Consider the following 17,779-nt stretch of genomic DNA (forward strand, 5'->3'; position numbering starts at 1 on the left):
CCAGCGCAATCACCCCTGCTTGAGGTAATCCACCAGCCTCAGCAGCATCGCATCACACCCCTGCAACTGCTCGACACTGACGTACTCATCCGGCTTGTGCCCCTGATCCATGCTGCCCGGTCCGCACACCACCGTGGGGATGCCGGCCTGGTCGAACAGCCCACCTTCGGTGCCGAACGCCACTGTGCCAAATTCCTCTGACTTACTGAGCAGCGCCACCAACCGCGCCGCCTCGCTGTCCGCCGGCGTGGCCAATCCCGGGTAGGCACTCAACGGCGCCAGGCGAATCGCACTGGCCGCATTGACCTTGCGCATGCGCGGCAACAACTCCGCCTCGGCATAGGTCTGCAACTGGTCGGCCACGGCCTGGGCCTCGAACCCCGGCAAGGCGCGCACCTCGAAGTCGAACGCGCATTCCTCGGGCACGATGTTCAACGCCCTGCCGCCGTTGATCACACCGGTCTGCACGGTCGAGAACGGCGGATCGAATCGTTGGTCATGATGTTCGGGCAATGCCAGGGCATCACCGATCTCGCCCAGCTTGCCGATCAGCTTCGCGGCGTACTCGATGGCATTGACCCCGTAAGGCGCATACGCCGAATGGCAGGCAGCGCCCTGTACCTGGCAGCGCATGGCCAGCTTGCCCTTGTGCCCGAGCACCGGCTTGAGCTCGGTGGGCTCGCCGATCAGGCACAACCGTGGCTTGTGCGGCCGCTGTTGCAGGGCGGCCAGCATCGAGCGCACGCCCAGGCAACCGACTTCCTCGTCATAGGAAAACGCCAGGTGCACCGGGATGCGCAGTGGTTGCGCCAGTAACGCCGGCACCGCTGCCAGCACCGAGGCGATGAAGCCTTTCATGTCGGCCGTGCCGCGGCCATACAGACGCCCGTCGCGCTCACTCAGGGCAAACGGCTCGACCGTCCAGGCCTGGCCATCCACAGGCACCACATCGGTATGGCCGGACAGCACCACACCGCCCACATCCTTGGGGCCGATGGTGGCGAACAGATTGGCCTTGGTACCTTCAGGGTTGAGGAACAGCTCGCTGTCCACGCCAAGCTCAGCCAGGTAATCACGCACGAAGCCGATCAGTTGCAGGTTGGAATCGCGGCTGACCGTGGCAAAGCCGACCAACCGCGCCAACAAGGCGCGGCTGCTGAACTCACTCATCACCCGGCACCCCATAGCTTGGCGCGGTGGTCGGGTCGAGGGCGCGGGTGACGTAGTCCTGCATCTGCGGGCGATACGCCTGCCACAGGCCGTCGAGCACGCCGATCGGGTCTTCGTCGGCCCAGTCCACACGCAGGTCCACCAACGGCCAGGTCAACTCGCCAGCGATCTTCAGCGCCGCCGAGTGCACCGGCCCCGCCTCGCCACCGGCAGCCATCGCCGCGTGCATGGCCGCCAGCAGTCGATCAGCCAAATGCCCACCGGCCTCTTCGAAGGCCTGCACCATGGCCTCGATCACCTGCAGCGAAGACAACAGGTTACCGGCCGCAGCGCATTGCTCACCGGCAACGGCGTTGTGCACGCCCAACGCTTCCTTGCCGGTGAACAGGGCGACCTGGCCTTGGCTGTCAATCACCGTGACCTGGCGGTACTCGCTCCAGCCATTGGCGCTGAGCACCCGGTCCAATGCCGCGGCGGGCGGCAACTGGCCCTGTTCCAGGGCATCGAGGATCTGCGGCCCCAGCGCAGGCAAGGTGATGTTCTGGGTGGCGACGGCGCCGACACCGGCACGTACCCATGGGCAACGCGCGCCAACGGCGATACTCGACGAGCTGATGGCGATACCGACCTGGCCGGTTTCCTGGCAGCGACCGATGATGGAAAAGGTCATGTGAATGCTCCTGTTGTTCTGTGCGATTGCAGGCAATCTGAACAGAAGCCTCTAGTGTGCGAAACGACCTTTTTCCTGTGCCTTGAAGAGGAAAAAACTAAGGCTGCAAAGCGCCCTTCAAAACACCCGAAAAACAGCGCAAAACCTTCACGCAGGCCTTATCCATCAAGGCCTTCGCCGTTTTATCGGCAAGCACTAGCTAAATACTATTTTCGCGATTCCCCCTGCATCCCTAGTCTGGCCCCAGGTAACGGCGGTCCTCCAAACCGACCTGACAAAAACCGCCTGAACAAGGGCTCGGACATGACACTGAACAATATCGAAATCGACACCCTGGTCGTCGGCGCCGGCCAAGCCGGCGTGGCCATGAGCGAACACCTGAGCAAACTTGGCGTGCCGCACCTGGTGCTGGAACGCAAGCGCATCGCCGAGGCCTGGCGCACCGGTCGCTGGGATTCGCTGGTGGCCAACGGGCCGGTCTGGCACGACCGCTTCCCCGGCCTTGAATTCAACCTCGACGCCGATGCGTTCGCTGGCAAGGACCAGGTAGCCGACTACTTCGAACAGTACGTGCGCAAATACAACCTGCCGGTGCGCACCGGTATCGAAGTGAAGAAAGTGGTGCGCAATGCCGACCGCCCTGGCTTCACCATCGAAACCAACGAGGGCGTGATCCGTGCCAACCGCGTGGTCGCGGCCACCGGCCCGTTCCAGCGCCCGGTGATCCCGGCCATTGCGCCCAAGGACGAGCAGCTGCACCAGATCCACTCCGCCGCCTACTTCAACCCCGAGCAACTGCCGCAAGGCGCCGTGCTGGTGGTGGGCGCCGGTTCCTCGGGCGTGCAGATCGCCGAAGAACTGATGCGTGCCGGGCGCCAGGTGTACCTGTCGGTCGGCGCCCACGACCGCCCGCCACGGGCCTACCGCAACCGTGACTTCTGCTGGTGGCTGGGTGTGCTGGGCGAGTGGGATGCCGAGATCGCCAAACCGGGCCGCGAGCACGTGACCATCGCCGTCAGCGGCGCCCGTGGCGGCCACACCGTGGACTTCCGCGCCCTCGCCCACCAGGGCATGACCCTGGTCGGCCTGACCCAGTCGTTCGAAAACGGCGTGGCGCGCTTCCAGGACAACCTGGCCGAGAACATTCGCCTTGGCGACGAGAACTACCTGGCCCTGCTCGATGCCGCCGATGCCTATGTCGAGCGCAACGGCCTGGACCTGCCGGAAGAGCCCGAGGCCCGCAACCGCCTGCCCGACCCGGATTGCGTCAGCAACCCGCTGCGGGAACTGGACCTGGCCCAGGCCGGCGTCACCAGCATCATCTGGGCCACCGGTTATGGCGTGGACTTCAGCTGGCTGCAGGTCGACACCTTCGATGCCAACGGCAAGCCACAGCACCAGCGCGGCGTATCCCGCGAGCCAGGCGTGTACTTCCTCGGCCTGCCCTGGCTGTCGCGCCGTGGCTCGTCGTTCATCTGGGGCGTGTGGCACGACGCCAAGCACGTCGCCGGCCACATTGCCACCCAACGCACCTACCTGGCCTACCGCGATCGCGAACAGCGTGATGCGGATGAGCAACACACTTCCTCGATCAGCAACGTCAGCACCCTCGGAGCCCACTGATGCCTACTCACACTCGCATCCGCATGTTCAACACCAAGGTCACCTACCCTAACCAGACCCTGGACAACGACCTGTGCCAGGCCGTTCGCGCGGGCAACACTGTCTACGTGCGTGGCCAGGTCGGTACCGACTTCGAAGGACGCCTGGTAGGCCTGGGCGACCCACGGGCGCAAACCGAACAGGCGATGAAGAACGTCAAGCAGCTGCTTGAAGAAGCAGGCTCGGACCTGTCGCACATCGTCAAGACCACCACCTACATCACCGACCCGCGCTTCCGCGAGCCGGTGTACAAGGAAGTGGGTAAATGGCTCAAGGGCGTGTTCCCGATTTCCACTGGGTTGGTGGTGGCGGGCCTTGCTCAGGCTGAGTGGCTGATGGAGATCGATGTGATTGCGGTGGTGCCGGATCAGGAGTGATTCAGTGACATGGCTGGGGGCGCTTTGCGCCCCATTCGCCGGCAAGCCGGCTCCCACAGGTACTGCGCTGATGTTGGGTTCAGCGCAGGTCCTTATGGGCATCGAGATCATTCGAACTCGACATTGCTCATGACACAATCGTCGCCGACCAGTCTGTATCCCCCCTCACATGACATACCCACGACAGGGCCGACTCCGCGCTTTTGCCGGGACAATTTCACCGGCGCATCCGCGCTTTCAAGGGGGGAGGCCTGGTCAGTGATGCCATGCAAGTCGGCGTTTGGTTGATGCTCGCCGTCCGCTTGTTCTGCCGCCTGCACCAGGCCCGCAGTGATCAGTGTTACAGCCAAAACCATACATTTCATAAGATTCACGCTCTGCTGTGGTTGGATAGCTGGCTGAAGCTATCGCTAAGCCACCCTCCCCCCCACTCGGAAGTGCATCTACCCTGGCCGTGATCGACAGCCTGAACTACCGCGAGCACGCCTAGCTGCCGAAGCTGTCAAAACTTGGCCAACTCTTCCCGGCAGAAATCCACGAACAACTGCGCCGGCTTGGTCAACTGCACCCGCTTCAGTCGCGCCGCCGCCAGCCCCGACAGGGCCACCGGCTCGGCAATGTCCAGCGTCACCAGCTTCTGCCCGTCATAGGTGTACTCCGAATGTGGCCGGGTCACCAGCAGCGAAAAGCCGAAGCCCTGCCCCACCATGCCGCGCACCATCTCGATCGACGGCGAACTGAACACGATGTTCGGCGTCAGGCCCATTTCGTTGAACAGGCTGACGAAATAAGTACGGCTCGGCGCCACGTCCAGCAGGATCATCGGCTCAGGGCACAGGTCGCGCAGCGACACCTGTGCCTGCCCTGCGAAGCGGTGCTTCTCGGGGAGTAGCACATAGGGCTTATGCGGCGGCATCAGCGGCTCGGCCTCGATGGTGTTGTCCAGGTCGTGGTCGTAGAGAAACGCCAAATCGAAAGTACCTGCCGTCAGGCCCTGGATCAGGTCTTGCTGTTCGCCATCGCGCAGGCGAATGTCGACGCCCGGGTAGCGTTGGCGAAAGCCGGCAATCAAACGCGGCAGGTACAACGGCGCCACGGTTTCGAAGCAACCGATGTCGATCTGCCCGGCCACGGTGTCATTGTCGGCCAGGGCGTTCTGCTCGAATTCGTGAGCCATCTGCAGCAACGACTTGGTCTTGGCATAGAAGCGCTTGCCGCTGGGTGTCAGCGACACGCCCTGGGCGTGGTGGCGAATGAACAGTTGCACGCCGAAGCTCTCTTCCAGGCTCTTGATCGCCGTGGAGATCGAGGGCTGGGCGATGTACAGCTGGCGCGAGGCCTCGGCAACGCTGCCGGCCTCGACGGTGGTGACGAAATACTTGAGTTGTCGCAGGGTATAGGAAGCCACAGGCACCTCTCTGGCGCCGCTCAGCGGCGCCGTTGGAATTTTCCTGTCACTTTACCTTGGCGCCGCGCTGCTGGCGCCTTGGACTGATGAAGGATTTGCCTATGGCTTGAGCAGGTTTTTGTTCAGTAGGTGAAGTCCATCTCCTTGAGCACCTGCCTGGCCAGCGCATCATCCAGGTGGCCGCCGGGCGCACCGCCCACCCCCACTGCCCCGACAATGCGGCCGTCCTTGACGATCGGCACTCCGCCGGGCAGGAAAATCAGCTGATCACTGTCGCGAATGTTGGCAACGATGAACTTCTCCAGGTCTTCAGGCTGTTTCTTTAGCGTCTCACGGATGAATACCTGGGTAGGCTGCTGGACCAGCAACGCCGTGTAGGCTTTCTTGAACGAGGCTCTGGGCGTATAGGGCCCGGCCTTTTCGGACCTGATCGTGGCCAACGTGTTGCGCTCGGCGTCCAGCACCGTGGCACTGACGTTGTAGCCTTGCTCGGTGGCCCGTTCGACCACCCTGCTGGCCATTGCCGCGGCCTCACCGCTGGACAACGTCGTGGCCCACGCCGGGCCTGTCAGCATTGCACAACCGAACAGGGCAAGTTTGATCAAACGCATGGTAACGCTCCTTGTGGACTGGATGGCCAGCAGGACCATACGCGCCCGCCAGGCCAGCGTGACCTGGGTAAATGTAAGGCGATATTTACCCGCGAGCACCCATCGCGCCCAACCCGCGCACGCCCAGCATTGCCAGGGCGATCCGGTGATCCGCTTGCTTTTTTCCTACGCCATGTTCGGAAAACACTGTTTAGTGGTGAAATGATCCAGAGCGTCTTTACTGAACCCTACGAGCCACAGGTACGGTGTACGCCTATGAAGATCGTGGTCACCAGCATCCTCGTCGACGACCAGGCCAAGGCCCTGGCTTTCTACCACTACGTGCTCGGTTTCGAGCCCAAGGACGACATCCCCATGGGCCAGTACCGCTGGCTCACCCTGACCTCGCCCAACGACCCTAACGGCGTACAGCTGGTGCTGGAACCAGACACGCACCCGGCTGCCAGGACCTACAAGGCCGCCCTCCGGCAAGATGGCATCCCCGCCACCTCGTTCGGCGTGCGCGACATCCAGGCCGAGTACACCCGTTTGTGCAAGGCCGGGGTCAAGTTCACCCAGGAGCCCACCGCCCTGGGCCCGGTCACCGTTGCCGTGTTCGACGACACCTGCGGCAACCTGATCCAGATCGCCCAGAAACACTGACACTGCCCCCTGGCAGGCCGTGTACCCATTCGCTACATTGGCTGCTGTTGCCCGTGCGCCACAATAAGGAAAACAGATGCGCCACGAATTCAGCGAAGTGCTCAACGACCTGGTCGACTACTTTCTGGTCGGTGACATCCAGTTGCTCGACCGTTTCAAGCACGAACACCAGCTGCCTGCCGACCTGGCCAACGCATTCACCCATGGCGACAGTGGCGACCTGGCCGTGCAGGAAGGCGTCGTGCTGCCTCTGGCCGGGGTCGACAATCTGCCCTACCACATCATCTTCACCCTCGATGGCCACCCACCGGCCCTGCTCGAGCCCGGCAGCCGCCTGAAACATCGGCGCAACGGCTATGTGCTACAGGTGGAGAACCGCGCCGTGATGCTGTACACCTGGCGCATCCTGCAGCATTTCACGCCCAAGACCCTCGGCGACCTGCTGGCCCGCTACCAGGTGCCTGGGCGGCCAATCGTCGAGGTGGACAATGGCTGGTATGACGTCGAAGTGCTGGGCGGGGCGGTGGTGCGTGACGGCCTGTACGAGCCGGCGTTCGAGTTCGTGATGAAAAAGCGCTGGAGCCGGGGCCAGGCCACGGCGGTGGATATTGGCTATGCCTATACCCTGCGTGGCTACTTCGACTGATTGCAGTGGCGGCACCGGCCCTATCGCCGGCAGCCACCACACAAGGCTCAGTTGATATCCCGATCCTTGGTTTCCGGCATGAAGAAGATCCCCAACACCGCCGTCATCAGTGCAATCACGATCGGGTACCACAGCCCGTAGTAGATGTCCCCGGTCGCCGCCACCATGGCAAAGGCCACGGTCGGCAAGAAACCGCCGAACCACCCATTACCGATATGGTACGGCAGCGACATCGAGGTGTAGCGGATACGCGCCGGGAACAACTCCACCAGCCAGGCTGCAATCGGCCCGTAAACCATGGTCACGTAGATCACTAGGATGGTCAGCAGCAACAGCACCATCGGGTAATGGATCTTCGCCGGGTCGGCTTTTTCCGGGTAACCGGCCTCTTTCAATGCACCCGTCAACGTCGCGGTGAAAGCGTCGCCCTGGGTCTTGAGGTCAGCCGCCGCCAGCGTGCTGCCCTCGAAGCTTGGGATCACCCGCTCACCAATGCGGATCTGCGCCACGCTGCCCGGCTCGGCTTTCTGGTTTTCGTAGGGGATCGCCCGCTTGGCCAGCAGGCTCTTGGCGATGTCGCAGGAACTGATGAATTTGGCCTTGCCCACCGGGTCGAACTGGAATGCGCACTGGCCAGGGTCGGCTACCACCACCACCGGGTTCTGCTCCTGGGCAACGAACACATCCGGGTTGCCGTATTCGGTCAGCGCCTTGAAGATCGGGAAGTAGGTGAGCGCGGCGATGATGCAGCCGGCCATGATGATCTTCTTGCGACCGATGCGGTCGGACAGGCTGCCGAAGAAGATGAAGAACGGCGTACCGATCAGCAAGGAACCTGCGATCAACAGGTTGGCGGTCTGCGGGTCGATCTTCAAAGTCTGCAACAGGAAGAACAGCGCATAGAACTGCCCGGTGTACCACACCACCGCCTGGCCGGCGGTGCCGCCGAGCAGCGCCATGATCACCACCTTGAGATTTTCCCAGCGTGCGAAGGATTCGGTCAACGGCGCCTTCGACGCCTTGCCTTCGGCTTTCATCTTCAGGAACACCGGCGACTCGTTGAGCTGCAGGCGGATGTACACCGAAATCGCCAGCAGCAGGATCGACAGCAGGAAGGGTATGCGCCAGCCCCAGGCCTCGAACGCCTCGGTACCCATGGCCGTGCGACAGGCCAGGATCACCAGCAGCGAGAGGAACAGGCCAAGCGTCGCAGTGGTCTGGATCCAGGCCGTGAAGAACCCGCGCCGGCCTTTGGGCGCATGCTCGGCGACATAGGTTGCCGCACCGCCATATTCGCCACCCAGGGCCAGGCCCTGCAGCAGGCGCAGGGTGATCAGGATGACCGGAGCTGCCACGCCGATGCTGGCATAGCTGGGCAACAGGCCGACGATGGCGGTCGACAGGCCCATGATGATGATGGTGATGAGGAAGGTGTGCTTGCGCCCGATCATGTCGCCCAGGCGGCCGAACACGACGGCGCCGAACGGCCGCACGGCAAAACCTGCGGCGAAGGCCATCAAGGCGAAAATGAACGAGGTGGTTTCATTGACGCCGGCGAAGAAGTGCTTGGCGATGATCGCCGCCAGTGAGCCATACAGGTAGAAGTCGTACCATTCGAACACCGTGCCCAGGGAGGAGGCGAAAATGACCTTGCGCTCCTCCTTGGTGATGCCACGTTGGGGCGCGCTACTGCCCGTGGATGCGCTGTCGATAACCGCCATGGGTTGCCTCCGTCTTGTTTTTATCGCAGGCCGGAGCACCTCATACCCGATTCAACTTCGCACCCAGGCCCCAGGGCTTGCATTGGTTGCGCGAAGCACGACGAGGCGGGCCGCCTCGAATCGCTGCAAGGTAAGCATAATAGGCTTTGTCGGGATATCCACTTGCCAGCATCGGCAGATGCCATCACCCCAGAAACCGTTGCACCTCGGCCAGCACGGTCGCGGCCTGCTCCCGGTGCGGGACGTGCCCGCAACCTTGCAACAGGCGCATCATGCTGGGGCCGCCGGCCCGTTCGGTGAAGCGCCGCGGATGCGCCACCGAGCCAAACTCGTCCTGGTCACCGTGCAGGCAGAGCATCGGACAGCGCACCTTCGCCAGCAAGGCATCGAGGTTCCAATCGGTGAAGGCTGGCTGCAGCCAGGTGTCCACCCATGCCCGCAGGACCCACTGGGCCTTGTCGCCGTGATACCGCGTCAAGCGCTCCAACTGCCCCGGCTCGGCGAACTGGCGGTCGGCATCGCGGATGCCCTGCAGGGTGAGGTTTTCGACGAATGCCTGGGCCGATTCGATGATCAGCGCCTGGCACCGCTCGGCAAAATGGGCTGCACAGGCAACCGCCATACCGCCCCCGACGCTGTGGCCGAAGACGATGAACGCGTCGACCCCGAGTTGACCCAGCACCTGCGCGAACCCCTGTTGCGCCTGTGCCTCGACGAAGCCCCGAGCCAAGAAACCCGGATGCGGATCGGAACGGCCAAAGCCCAGGCGATCATAGGCAATCACCCGATGCCCGGTGGCAGCGGCCAGTTGCGCGGGGAAGTCACGCCACAAGGCCACGCACCCCAGCGAGTCATGCAACAGGATGATCGGCACGCCCTGCGCTGAAGCCGGTAGCCAGTCCTGGGCGAACAGCCTGCCCTCGGGCGTGTCGATCCAGTGTTCACACAACGTGACTGGCGTCATACCGCCTCCACCACCGGCCCTTTGAGCTCGACCTGGTTGCCATCGGGGTCGAAGCAGTACAGCGACAGCCCTTCGCCCTCGGCGCCGTAGCGCTTTTCGGCCGGCTCGACAGTCACCCCGGCGGCTTCCAGGTAGGCGGTCAGTGCCTGTTCGTCGAACGGTTCGATGCGCAGGCAGAAATGATGCAGGTTGCGCCCTTCAGCGCCCGGCGCCGCGCCACCTGGGCGCCCCAGCGGGCCATCCAGGGTCACCAGGTCGATCATCGCCGCCCCCGTGGCCAGGTGGACCATCCCCAGGTCTTCGCGCTCCCGGCTGACCGTGCAGCCCAGCAGGTCGCGGTAGAACGCCACGCTGCGCTGCAGGTCACTGACCCGCAAAACCAGATGATCGATGTGCTTGAGGGTGAAGGGTCGCATGCCGGATCTCCTTGTGGCGGTTGCGCGAAGGCAGCGCCCACGATAGCCCAGGAACCTGCACGCTGACCATCCTGCTCACTCGTTGACCAGGCGTTGCAGCAGGCCACCGTCGTGGCGGCTCAGCATGCGTAATATCTGCTCGGCCAGCGCACGCTCCGGCGCCTCCAGGTGCAAATGGTGCCCACCGGGGTGCCAGGAAACCCGCGCATGGTCTGGCAGGGCGGGCTGGCGCCGCTCGAATGCGCCGCCGGTAAATGCGCCCTGGCGGCCGAGCAACAGGTACAGCGGGCAACGGATTTCCCGAAGCAGGTCGCAGGCCTCGCGCTCGGTCAGCGGCATCGGCTCGGGCAGCACCAGGCGCGGGTCATGCCGCCAGCAATAGCCCTCCCCCACCTGCAGCAAGTCGCGCAGGGCCAGCAGCCGCGCGGCGTCTTCCGACAATTCGCCATCCAGGCGCTTGCGTCGCTGTTCCAGGGCCGCTTCAAGGTTGTCGAACTGGCTGCCGTCAGGCGCGGCAAAGCCTTGCAGCTGGCTGCGCTGGACCATGCGTTTGAGCCGGTAGGCACGGGCCAGGTGCTGCACCCGGTCATCCTCGGCGACGGTGAACGGTGCACCCATGCCATCGAGGAAGATCATGCTCGCGATGCCACTGGTCATGGCGGCAAGCAGTGAAGCGATGCCGGTGCCCATGCCATGGGCCAGCACATGAAACCGCCCCAGGCCCAGGCTGTCGGTCACCGCCAGCATGTCCTCGGCGTGCTCCCAGAGGTAGTAGCCGCTGTCGTGGCGGCGATGGTCGGAGCGGCCATGGCCGACCAGGTCCGGGGCCACGACGAAACAGCCTTCGAGCATGGGCGCCAGGCGCTCGAACGAGGCGGCGTTGTCCAGCCAGCCGTGCAAGGCCAGCACCGGCATGCCGTCTTCCGGCCCCCAACAACGCACGGCAATCTCGATTCCGTCAAGGTCCAGCAGATGGTCCTTGGGACTGAACGGCGAACGCATGCTCTCTCTCCCTGACTGGTGCCTGGCGCGTACTCGTCAGGCCGGCACCCTACCTTGACCCAGCCGATCGGCTGCTGCTGACCCCTCGCCGACCGCCACATGTGCGTGACCGACCGTACCGAGCAGTTAATTACCGCACGCCGCCTCCCGGGCTGACCTGGAGCAGAGCCTCACCAGCCCATTCGCCGAAGCCATTAGTACACGGCGCAACAACAGTTTTTGGGACTTCAACGGCAATGACCTGGACGCGCAAAACAACCGCAGCCTGCGCGGCACAGGAGTAGAAGCCCATATCGACAGCGACCTGTCGGCCGCTGTCGAAGACTTCTGGCTGCAAGACGCCAACGATCAGCAGCGACAGCTCTGGGACGAGCTGTTCGAGAACGATGGCAATCGCCACCTGCGCGATGTGCTCGAACGGGTGGCGGGGTCGGCACAGGCCGAGCATAACCCGCGAGGCATGGCCAACCAGGTCTGGCAACTGCTTGAGCAGGCCGCGCAGGATGAAGAACTGCGCACCCACCTGGACAACATCGCGCAGCAATACCCCCCCACCTGCGGTGACGCCGGTGCCGATGGGTTCAGCGCGCTGCGCGAGGAAGCCGAACGCCCCGCCTACCTGTTCAACTTCTACAGACGTCTCTATCGCCGCGAAATGACTAACGCGCTGGGCGAGCGCATTCAGCTCGCCCGCGTGGCACGCCTGGCACGCCTGCGCGAACTGGAACGACTGCCCGCCGAAGCGCAGCCGGAAAACCTCGCCGTTCCCCCCCCTGGACAGCCTCGATGCGCTCGATGACGCAATGCTGCTGGAACGCGGAACCGACCTGATCGAAATACGCCTGGCGTTACGCCAGGACCTGGCGGCGCTGCTGGATTTCCCGGAACCCAGCCAAGACATGCTCTATCGCGCCGAAGCCATGATCTCGGCACAGGTGGCGAGCAACGTCGAGCGGGCGGTTGTCGTGCTCGACCAGACTGCTGCCGAGCGCAGGGGCTGGGTTGCACGGCAGCCTACCTGGCAGCGCTACCTCATCCAGCGCTTTGCGAGGCGGTTCGGCACAGTGGACGAACGCTGGTATCAAGGCATGCAGTACCTGGATTACTGCCTGGACCCTGATAACGAAGCAGTGACTTCGCTGGCTCAGGTGGTCCTGCAGGCAATCACCGAGGTGCTCCCCACGGCGCCGCTGGACGAAGGCGGCCAACTGCGCCGAATGGCCCTGCAAGACCACGCCTACGACCAGGCCAGCCGGCGCCTGAACGCTGGGCGCGATCAGGAACGCCAAGCCTTGTTCGAACAACTCACCCGCGAGCAGGACATGAACGACTGACCGCCACTACTGACCGCGCAGGTCCTCGAAGAAGGCCTGCCGGCCATCCACTTGGCTTGACGCACGTGGCAATGCCGCCACCTCACCGTTGGCCGCTTCCACATGCCAATAGCAGTGCCTGACCGCACGGGTCACCGCCACATAGGCCAGGCGCTGCACCTCTTCCTTCTGCGCCGTGTCGAACGGCTGGGCATCGCCAGCGCGGCCAAGGCCGGCCTGGCGATACACCTGGTTCTTGTACGGCGAGCTGGTCAGGTACTGGCAATCCCCGAGCATGAACACCGCATCGGCCTGCAGGCCCTTGGCACTGTGGTAGGTGAGCTGACGCAGGCGCCGCTGTTCGGCGGGCAACGCGGCCTCAGCCTGCAACACGCTGTGCAGGTGCTCACTCATCAGCGCTTTGTCGCTGCCTTTGCGGTACAGCATCATCACCGACTCGCCACGCTGGTAATGCTCGATCAGCGTCTGCCCTAGCGCCGCCTCGTCGCGCTCGAACACCTTGACCGGCGAACCTGGCAACTCGGCTGCCGGGCCCGCGGCCCGGGCCTTCTTGCCGGCGATGGCCGGCGCGCCCTTGACCAGGTGCTCGGCCGCATCGATCACCTGCTGCTGGCAGCGGTAGTTGTCGACCAGCATCACCCGGGTGTTGGCCGGCGACGGGAAAGCCTTGGTGAACTCCATGAAATACTTCGGCGAACTGCCTCGCCAGCCATAGATCGACTGCCAATCGTCACCCACGCACAACAGCGACGAATGCTGGGCATGGCGCCCGGTGTGCAGGGTCGGGCCACGCCGACGGATCTCGGCCAGGCAGGCACGCAACCAGCTGACGATCTGTGGCGACACGTCCTGGAACTCGTCGATCATCAGGTGTGCCAGGGGCCGCAACAGCGGGTCGGGCAGCAGTTGCAGGTTCTCCGGGTTGTTCTCGCCGAACAGGGCGAACATGCGGTTGTAGCTCATCACGGGCGGCGACTGGTTCAGCAGGTGCGCTTCCAGCGCTGTCCAGTACAAGGCCAGGGCTTCGAAGAACAGCGCGTCATGGTCGCCCGACGGGAAGCTCATGGCCGCCACAGCCGTATTCACCTCAAGGCCGAGGTTCTCGATGAAGGTGGCAGCGCCGACGAAGGCATCGAGCAACGGCGCCTGGGCAAGCTCGCCTTTGACCTTGTACTCGAAGCCAGGGCCGGCCACGGCATCGCCCGCCAGCGACGCGGCCAGGCGCCGGGCCATGGCGTAGTTGTCCAGCCAGATCAACGGCTTGTCGCAGAAAGCTTGAAGTAACGTGCGCTTCACCGCCCACTCCGCGCGCACCGCAAGCTTTGCGCCGGGGCGCTGGTACTGGGCACTCTCGGACGGGTCGAAGCCCAGCACCACCCAGGCATCGAGACCCTCCAGGCGACCATGGACATGGAAGCGGCTGCCACGGATCTCGACGGTTTCGCGGCACGGCTCGATGCCCTTGATCGGCCAGGCGCCGGCGGCAAACCACAGGTCCTCGATCACATCGCACAGTTCTTCGTCGCGCTGGGCGGCCAGTTGCAGCACCTGCACGCGTTTTTGCACGTCGGGATGGTCCGGGTCCAACGGTTTGAGCTGCAAGGCCTCACGGCGCAGGGTGGCGACGATCTCGGCAAAGCGCGGGCTGCTTTCGAGCAGGTCGCGGTAACAGAGGTTGAGCTGCTGGCGCTGGGCATCGTTCAGGCGCAAGTCGAACGGGTTGCTCTCGGCTTGCGCCTCGCTGCCGGCGGGCATCTCGTTGCCCAGGGTCTCGAAGGCGCGCAGTTGGCCGAAGCCCGGCAGGCTGCGCACCAGCGGCAGGATGCGCGAGTGGAAGGTGCGCACCAGTTCGCGGGCGCGGGCCGGTTGCAGGTCGAGCTGCCACAAGGCGAACACCTGCACCAGGCGCTTGATGAAGTCTTTGCGCGACTCGCGGGTGAAGGTCACCACGGTCATGGCGTCCAGCTCGTAGCCCAGGTAGTGGCGCAGCAGCAGGATGCGCAGTACCAGCGAGGTCGACTTGCCCGCCCCCGCTCCCGCCACCACGCAGGTGGACGGCGTGTCGCTGAAGATCAGCTTCCACTGCGCCGCGCTGGGCTGGGCTTCTGCGGGCAGGCGCTGGGCCACATCGGCCTTGAAGCGTTTCTTCAGCTCGGCCGTCAGCGGCAGGCGCCAGTCGTCGAACAAATTGTCGTCCTGGCCGGGCACGGCGGCGCTGTCGGGGCGCGAATCGCGGATCACCAGCACCTGGCGCCCGGCCTCGTAACCTTCTGCACGCCCCCGCTCGAAGCCTTCGCGCAGGCCATCGGCATGGCCGTTACGCTGGCCACTGGCGTGACCGAGGAACCAGGAGTCGCGGTGTTGCGCCTGCAGGCGAGTCAGGCCACGGCCCAACAGGCGCGCGGCGAGGCGACGAAACCAGGGCAATTGGGCGGGTGGGGTCAGTTCGGCGGGGGCCTGGGGTTGCTCGTGGGCCACGGTCACTCCGTTGAAAATCGAATCAGCGGGCATGTTCGCTTCATCTGCCAAAAATCGCCAGCGAATGCTTGCAGATCAGTGCATTAGGCGATGAACCGGAGATTTCACAACGCCTTATCCAATCGACCATTTCGATAATCATAAGTCGATATTTACGCTTAATTTCGATGTTTCATTGGCGCATCATGGCGTCATTCCACTGATTCAAGGAGCACGACCATGCTGCAACTGCGACCGTTCGAAAGCCTCGGCCACGCCAACCACGGCTGGCTCGATGCCCACCATCACTTCTCGTTCGCCGAGTACCACGACCCCGCCCGCATGCACTGGGGCAACCTGCGGGTGTGGAACGACGACTTGATCGCTGCCGGCAGCGGTTTCCCGCCGCACCCGCACCGCGACATGGAGATCATCACCTACGTGCGTGAAGGTGCCATCAGCCACCAGGACAGCCTGGGTAACAAGGGCCGAACCGAAGCCGGCGACGTGCAAGTGATGAGCGCTGGCAGCGGTATCGTGCACAGCGAGTACAACCAGGAAACGGTCGATACCCGCATCTTCCAGATCTGGATCATTCCGGAGCGTGTGGGTGATGCACCGTCGTGGGGGACGCGACCGTTCCCCAAAGGTGAACGTGGCGAAGGGTTCGTGACCTTGGCCAGTGGTCGGGCGGGCGATGCAGACAGCCTGCAGATTCGCACCGATGCACGGCTGGTGGCGGCGACGCTGAAGGCCGGTGAGACGGCCGAATACCACTTTGATGCCGGGCGCCGGGGTTACCTGGTGCCGGCCAAGGGGCTGGTGGAGGTCAACGGGGTGCGGGCCAAGGCCCGGGATGGCATGGCGATCGAGCGGGAGGAGGTACTGCGGGTGACTGCGGTGGAAGACAGCGAGATCGTGCTGGTCGATGTGGCTTGAGTGACTGGGGCCGCTTGGCGGCCCCAGTCACCGATCAATCAGGCAATCGCCGCATCCACCAACACCTGTGCTTCCGCCACCAGGCGCTGCAGGTGCGCCTCGTCGACAAAACTCTCGGCGTAGATCTTGTAGATATCCTCGGTGCCCGAAGGCCGCGCGGCAAACCAGCCGTTGGCAGTCATCACCTTCAGCCCACCAATCGCCTGGCCGTTGCCCGGTGCGTGGCTGAGAATCTGCACAATCGGCTCACCCGCCAGCTCAGTCGACTTGACCTGCTCTGGCGCCAGCTTGCTCAACAACGCCTTCTGCCGCGCATCGGCCTTGGCCTCGACACGGGTAGCAAACGGCTTGCCCAGCGCTTGCGTGAGGTCGTCATAGGCCTGGCTCGGGTTGCGGCCGGTGCGCGCGGTCATTTCGGCCGCCAGCAGCGCCGGGATCAGGCCGTCCTTGTCGGTGGCCCAGACCGTACCGTCCTTGCGCAGGAACGAAGCGCCGGCGCTCTCCTCGCCGCCAAAGCCCAACGAACCGTCGAACAGGCCCTGGGCAAAGAACTTGAAGCCCACCGGCACCTCATACAGCTCACGCCCCAGACGCTCGGTCACCCGGTCGATCATGCCGCTGGACACCACGGTCTTGCCTACCGCGGCATCGCTGCGCCATTGCGGACGGTGGCGGTACAGGTAGTCGATGGCCACGGCCAGGTAGTTGTTCGGCTGCAGCAGCCCATCGGCGGTAACGATGCCGTGACGGTCATGGTCCGGGTCGCAGGCGAAGGCCACGTCGAAGCGCTCGCGCAAGCCGATCAGGCCTTGCATGGCGTAGGGCGAGGACGGGTCCATGCGAATCTGGCCGTCCCAGTCGACGGTCATGAAGCGGAAGGTCGGGTCGACCTCGGTGTTGACCACTTCCAGGTTCAGTTGGTAGCGCTCGGCGATCGCCGACCAGTAGCGCACCCCTGCCCCGCCCAGCGGGTCGACACCCAGGCGCAGGTTGGCGGCGCGAATCACGTCGAAGTCGATGACGTTTTCCAGGTCGGCCACGTAGTGTTCGATGTAGTCATGGCGTTGGGTGGTCGGCGCCTGCAGCGCCTGGGCATAGTCCATGCGCTTGACCCCGGCGAGGTCCGCGGCCAGCAGTTCGTTGGCCTTGGCCTCGATCCATTTGGTCACATCGCTGTCGGCCGGGCCGCCATTGGGCGGGTTGTACTTGAAGCCACCGCTTTGCGGCGGGTTGTGCGAGGGGGTGATGACGATGCCATCGGCCAGGCCCTGGGCACGGCCACGGTTGTAGCAAAGGATGGCATGCGACACCGCAGGCGTCGGGGTGTACTCGTCGTCTTTGGACAGCATCACCTGCACGCCATTGGCCGCCAGCACTTCCAGCGCGCTGGCGGCGGCCGGCGCGGACAAGGCGTGGGTATCGGCACCGATGAACAGCGGGCCGTCGATGCCTTTTTCCTGGCGGTACAGGCAGATCGCCTGGGTGATCGCCAGCACGTGGCTTTCGTTGAAGCTCAGATCGAACGAACTGCCCCGGTGTCCCGAGGTGCCGAAGGCCACGCGCTGGGCCGCTACGGCGGCGTCAGGGCGGCCGGTGTAGTAAGCGGTGAGCAGGCGGGGGATATCGACCAGCACGCTGGCCGGAGCCGGCTTGCCTGCCAAAGGACTGAGCGTCATGCAGAAACCTCGAGTTCAACGGATGTTGGGGTTGGAACACGCAGTGTACTGGGAGTTGCAATGCCGCGCGACGGCCCGTCGGGA

The 17,779-nt window shown here is 64.2% G+C and carries 19 protein-coding genes; 7 read left to right on the plus strand and 12 right to left on the minus strand.

The features are described 5' to 3' along the window. Positions 1-9: 9 nt before the first annotated feature. Together argE and ACIPZG_RS08200 are read right to left on the minus strand one after the other, a co-directional pair. Positions 10-1,170 (minus strand): acetylornithine deacetylase, encoded by a 1,161-nt coding sequence (gene argE, locus ACIPZG_RS08195; RefSeq protein WP_400712062.1) that lies wholly within the window; start codon positions 1,168-1,170, stop codon positions 10-12. Further along, positions 1,163-1,840, minus strand: a complete 678-nt coding sequence (locus ACIPZG_RS08200; protein ID WP_400712065.1) for a DUF1028 domain-containing protein — start codon at positions 1,838-1,840, stop codon at positions 1,163-1,165. The genes argE and ACIPZG_RS08200 overlap by 8 nt, the downstream gene beginning before the upstream one ends. Positions 1,841-2,143: 303 nt before the next feature. On the opposite strand from ACIPZG_RS08200, the gene ACIPZG_RS08205 reads away from it, so the two are divergent. Continuing rightward, positions 2,144-3,463: a flavin-containing monooxygenase gene (locus ACIPZG_RS08205; protein ID WP_400712068.1), complete on the plus strand. Its 1,320-nt coding sequence runs from the start codon at positions 2,144-2,146 to the stop codon at positions 3,461-3,463. Next, positions 3,463-3,879 carry a RidA family protein gene (locus ACIPZG_RS08210; RefSeq protein WP_400712071.1) on the plus strand — a complete coding sequence of 139 codons (417 nt, stop codon included), beginning with the start codon at positions 3,463-3,465 and terminating at the stop codon, positions 3,877-3,879. Before ACIPZG_RS08205 ends, ACIPZG_RS08210 begins: the two co-directional genes overlap by 1 nt. Positions 3,880-3,986: 107 nt before the next feature. Here the strand turns inward: ACIPZG_RS08210 and ACIPZG_RS08215 are convergent, their stop codons facing one another. From ACIPZG_RS08215 to ACIPZG_RS08225, 3 genes are all read right to left on the minus strand, one after another. Further along, positions 3,987-4,244, minus strand: a complete 258-nt coding sequence (locus ACIPZG_RS08215) for a hypothetical protein (protein ID WP_400712074.1) — start codon at positions 4,242-4,244, stop codon at positions 3,987-3,989. A 137-nt stretch (positions 4,245-4,381) separates the two neighbouring features. After that, positions 4,382-5,287, minus strand: a complete 906-nt coding sequence (locus tag ACIPZG_RS08220; RefSeq protein WP_400712077.1) for a LysR family transcriptional regulator — start codon at positions 5,285-5,287, stop codon at positions 4,382-4,384. Positions 5,288-5,409: 122 nt separating this feature from the next. After that, complete coding sequence (locus tag ACIPZG_RS08225; protein ID WP_400712080.1) at positions 5,410-5,898, minus strand: heme-binding protein; 489 nt, start codon at positions 5,896-5,898, stop codon at positions 5,410-5,412. Between the two features lie 255 nt (positions 5,899-6,153). Here ACIPZG_RS08225 and ACIPZG_RS08230 point away from each other — a divergent pair, with 255 nt between their 5' ends. After that, positions 6,154-6,540 carry a VOC family protein gene (locus tag ACIPZG_RS08230; RefSeq protein WP_400712083.1) on the plus strand — a complete coding sequence of 129 codons (387 nt, stop codon included), beginning with the start codon at positions 6,154-6,156 and terminating at the stop codon, positions 6,538-6,540. 76 nt (positions 6,541-6,616) lie between these two features. Then, positions 6,617-7,186, plus strand: coding sequence for a hypothetical protein (locus ACIPZG_RS08235; RefSeq protein WP_400712086.1), 570 nt, complete (start codon positions 6,617-6,619; stop codon positions 7,184-7,186). A gap of 47 nt (positions 7,187-7,233) precedes the next feature. On the opposite strand, the gene ACIPZG_RS08240 is transcribed toward ACIPZG_RS08235, so the two are convergent. From ACIPZG_RS08240 to ACIPZG_RS08260, 5 genes are all read right to left on the minus strand, one after another. Further along, positions 7,234-8,907 (minus strand): MFS transporter, encoded by a 1,674-nt coding sequence (locus tag ACIPZG_RS08240; protein WP_400712089.1) that lies wholly within the window; start codon positions 8,905-8,907, stop codon positions 7,234-7,236. A 184-nt stretch (positions 8,908-9,091) separates the two neighbouring features. Next, the gene (locus ACIPZG_RS08245; RefSeq protein ID WP_400712092.1) at positions 9,092-9,871 is read right to left on the minus strand and encodes an alpha/beta fold hydrolase; all 780 of its coding nucleotides are present in this window, start codon (positions 9,869-9,871) and stop codon (positions 9,092-9,094) included. Next, entirely contained in the window at positions 9,868-10,287 is a 420-nt protein-coding gene (locus tag ACIPZG_RS08250) for a VOC family protein (protein WP_400712095.1), read from the minus strand. Before ACIPZG_RS08250 ends, ACIPZG_RS08245 begins: the two co-directional genes overlap by 4 nt. A 75-nt stretch (positions 10,288-10,362) precedes the next feature. After that, complete coding sequence (locus ACIPZG_RS08255) at positions 10,363-11,289, minus strand: alpha/beta fold hydrolase (RefSeq protein WP_400712098.1); 927 nt, start codon at positions 11,287-11,289, stop codon at positions 10,363-10,365. Between the two features lie 130 nt (positions 11,290-11,419). Next, complete coding sequence (locus ACIPZG_RS08260; protein WP_400712101.1) at positions 11,420-11,737, minus strand: hypothetical protein; 318 nt, start codon at positions 11,735-11,737, stop codon at positions 11,420-11,422. Between ACIPZG_RS08260 and ACIPZG_RS08265 the strand changes: the two genes are divergently transcribed. Then, positions 11,663-12,088 carry an NEL-type E3 ubiquitin ligase domain-containing protein gene (locus tag ACIPZG_RS08265; RefSeq protein WP_400712219.1) on the plus strand — a complete coding sequence of 142 codons (426 nt, stop codon included), beginning with the start codon at positions 11,663-11,665 and terminating at the stop codon, positions 12,086-12,088. The two genes, ACIPZG_RS08260 and ACIPZG_RS08265, sit on opposite strands and share 75 nt — an antisense overlap. 4 nt (positions 12,089-12,092) lie before the next feature. After that, positions 12,093-12,623: an NEL-type E3 ubiquitin ligase domain-containing protein gene (locus tag ACIPZG_RS08270; RefSeq protein WP_400712104.1), complete on the plus strand. Its 531-nt coding sequence runs from the start codon at positions 12,093-12,095 to the stop codon at positions 12,621-12,623. A gap of 6 nt (positions 12,624-12,629) precedes the next feature. Here the strand turns inward: ACIPZG_RS08270 and ACIPZG_RS08275 are convergent, their stop codons facing one another. Further along, positions 12,630-15,134, minus strand: a complete 2,505-nt coding sequence (locus tag ACIPZG_RS08275; protein WP_400712107.1) for a UvrD-helicase domain-containing protein — start codon at positions 15,132-15,134, stop codon at positions 12,630-12,632. Between the two features lie 186 nt (positions 15,135-15,320). On the opposite strand from ACIPZG_RS08275, the gene ACIPZG_RS08280 reads away from it, so the two are divergent. Then, entirely contained in the window at positions 15,321-16,019 is a 699-nt protein-coding gene (locus tag ACIPZG_RS08280; protein WP_400712110.1) for a pirin family protein, read from the plus strand. A gap of 38 nt (positions 16,020-16,057) precedes the next feature. Here ACIPZG_RS08280 and pgm read toward each other — a convergent pair whose 3' ends face one another. After that, positions 16,058-17,695, minus strand: coding sequence for a phosphoglucomutase (alpha-D-glucose-1,6-bisphosphate-dependent) (gene pgm, locus ACIPZG_RS08285; RefSeq protein ID WP_400712113.1), 1,638 nt, complete (start codon positions 17,693-17,695; stop codon positions 16,058-16,060). Between the last annotated feature and the right edge of the window lie 84 nt (positions 17,696-17,779).

The organism is Pseudomonas sp. NPDC089395 (assembly GCF_044749525.1).
GTDB lineage: Bacteria > Pseudomonadota > Gammaproteobacteria > Pseudomonadales > Pseudomonadaceae > Aquipseudomonas.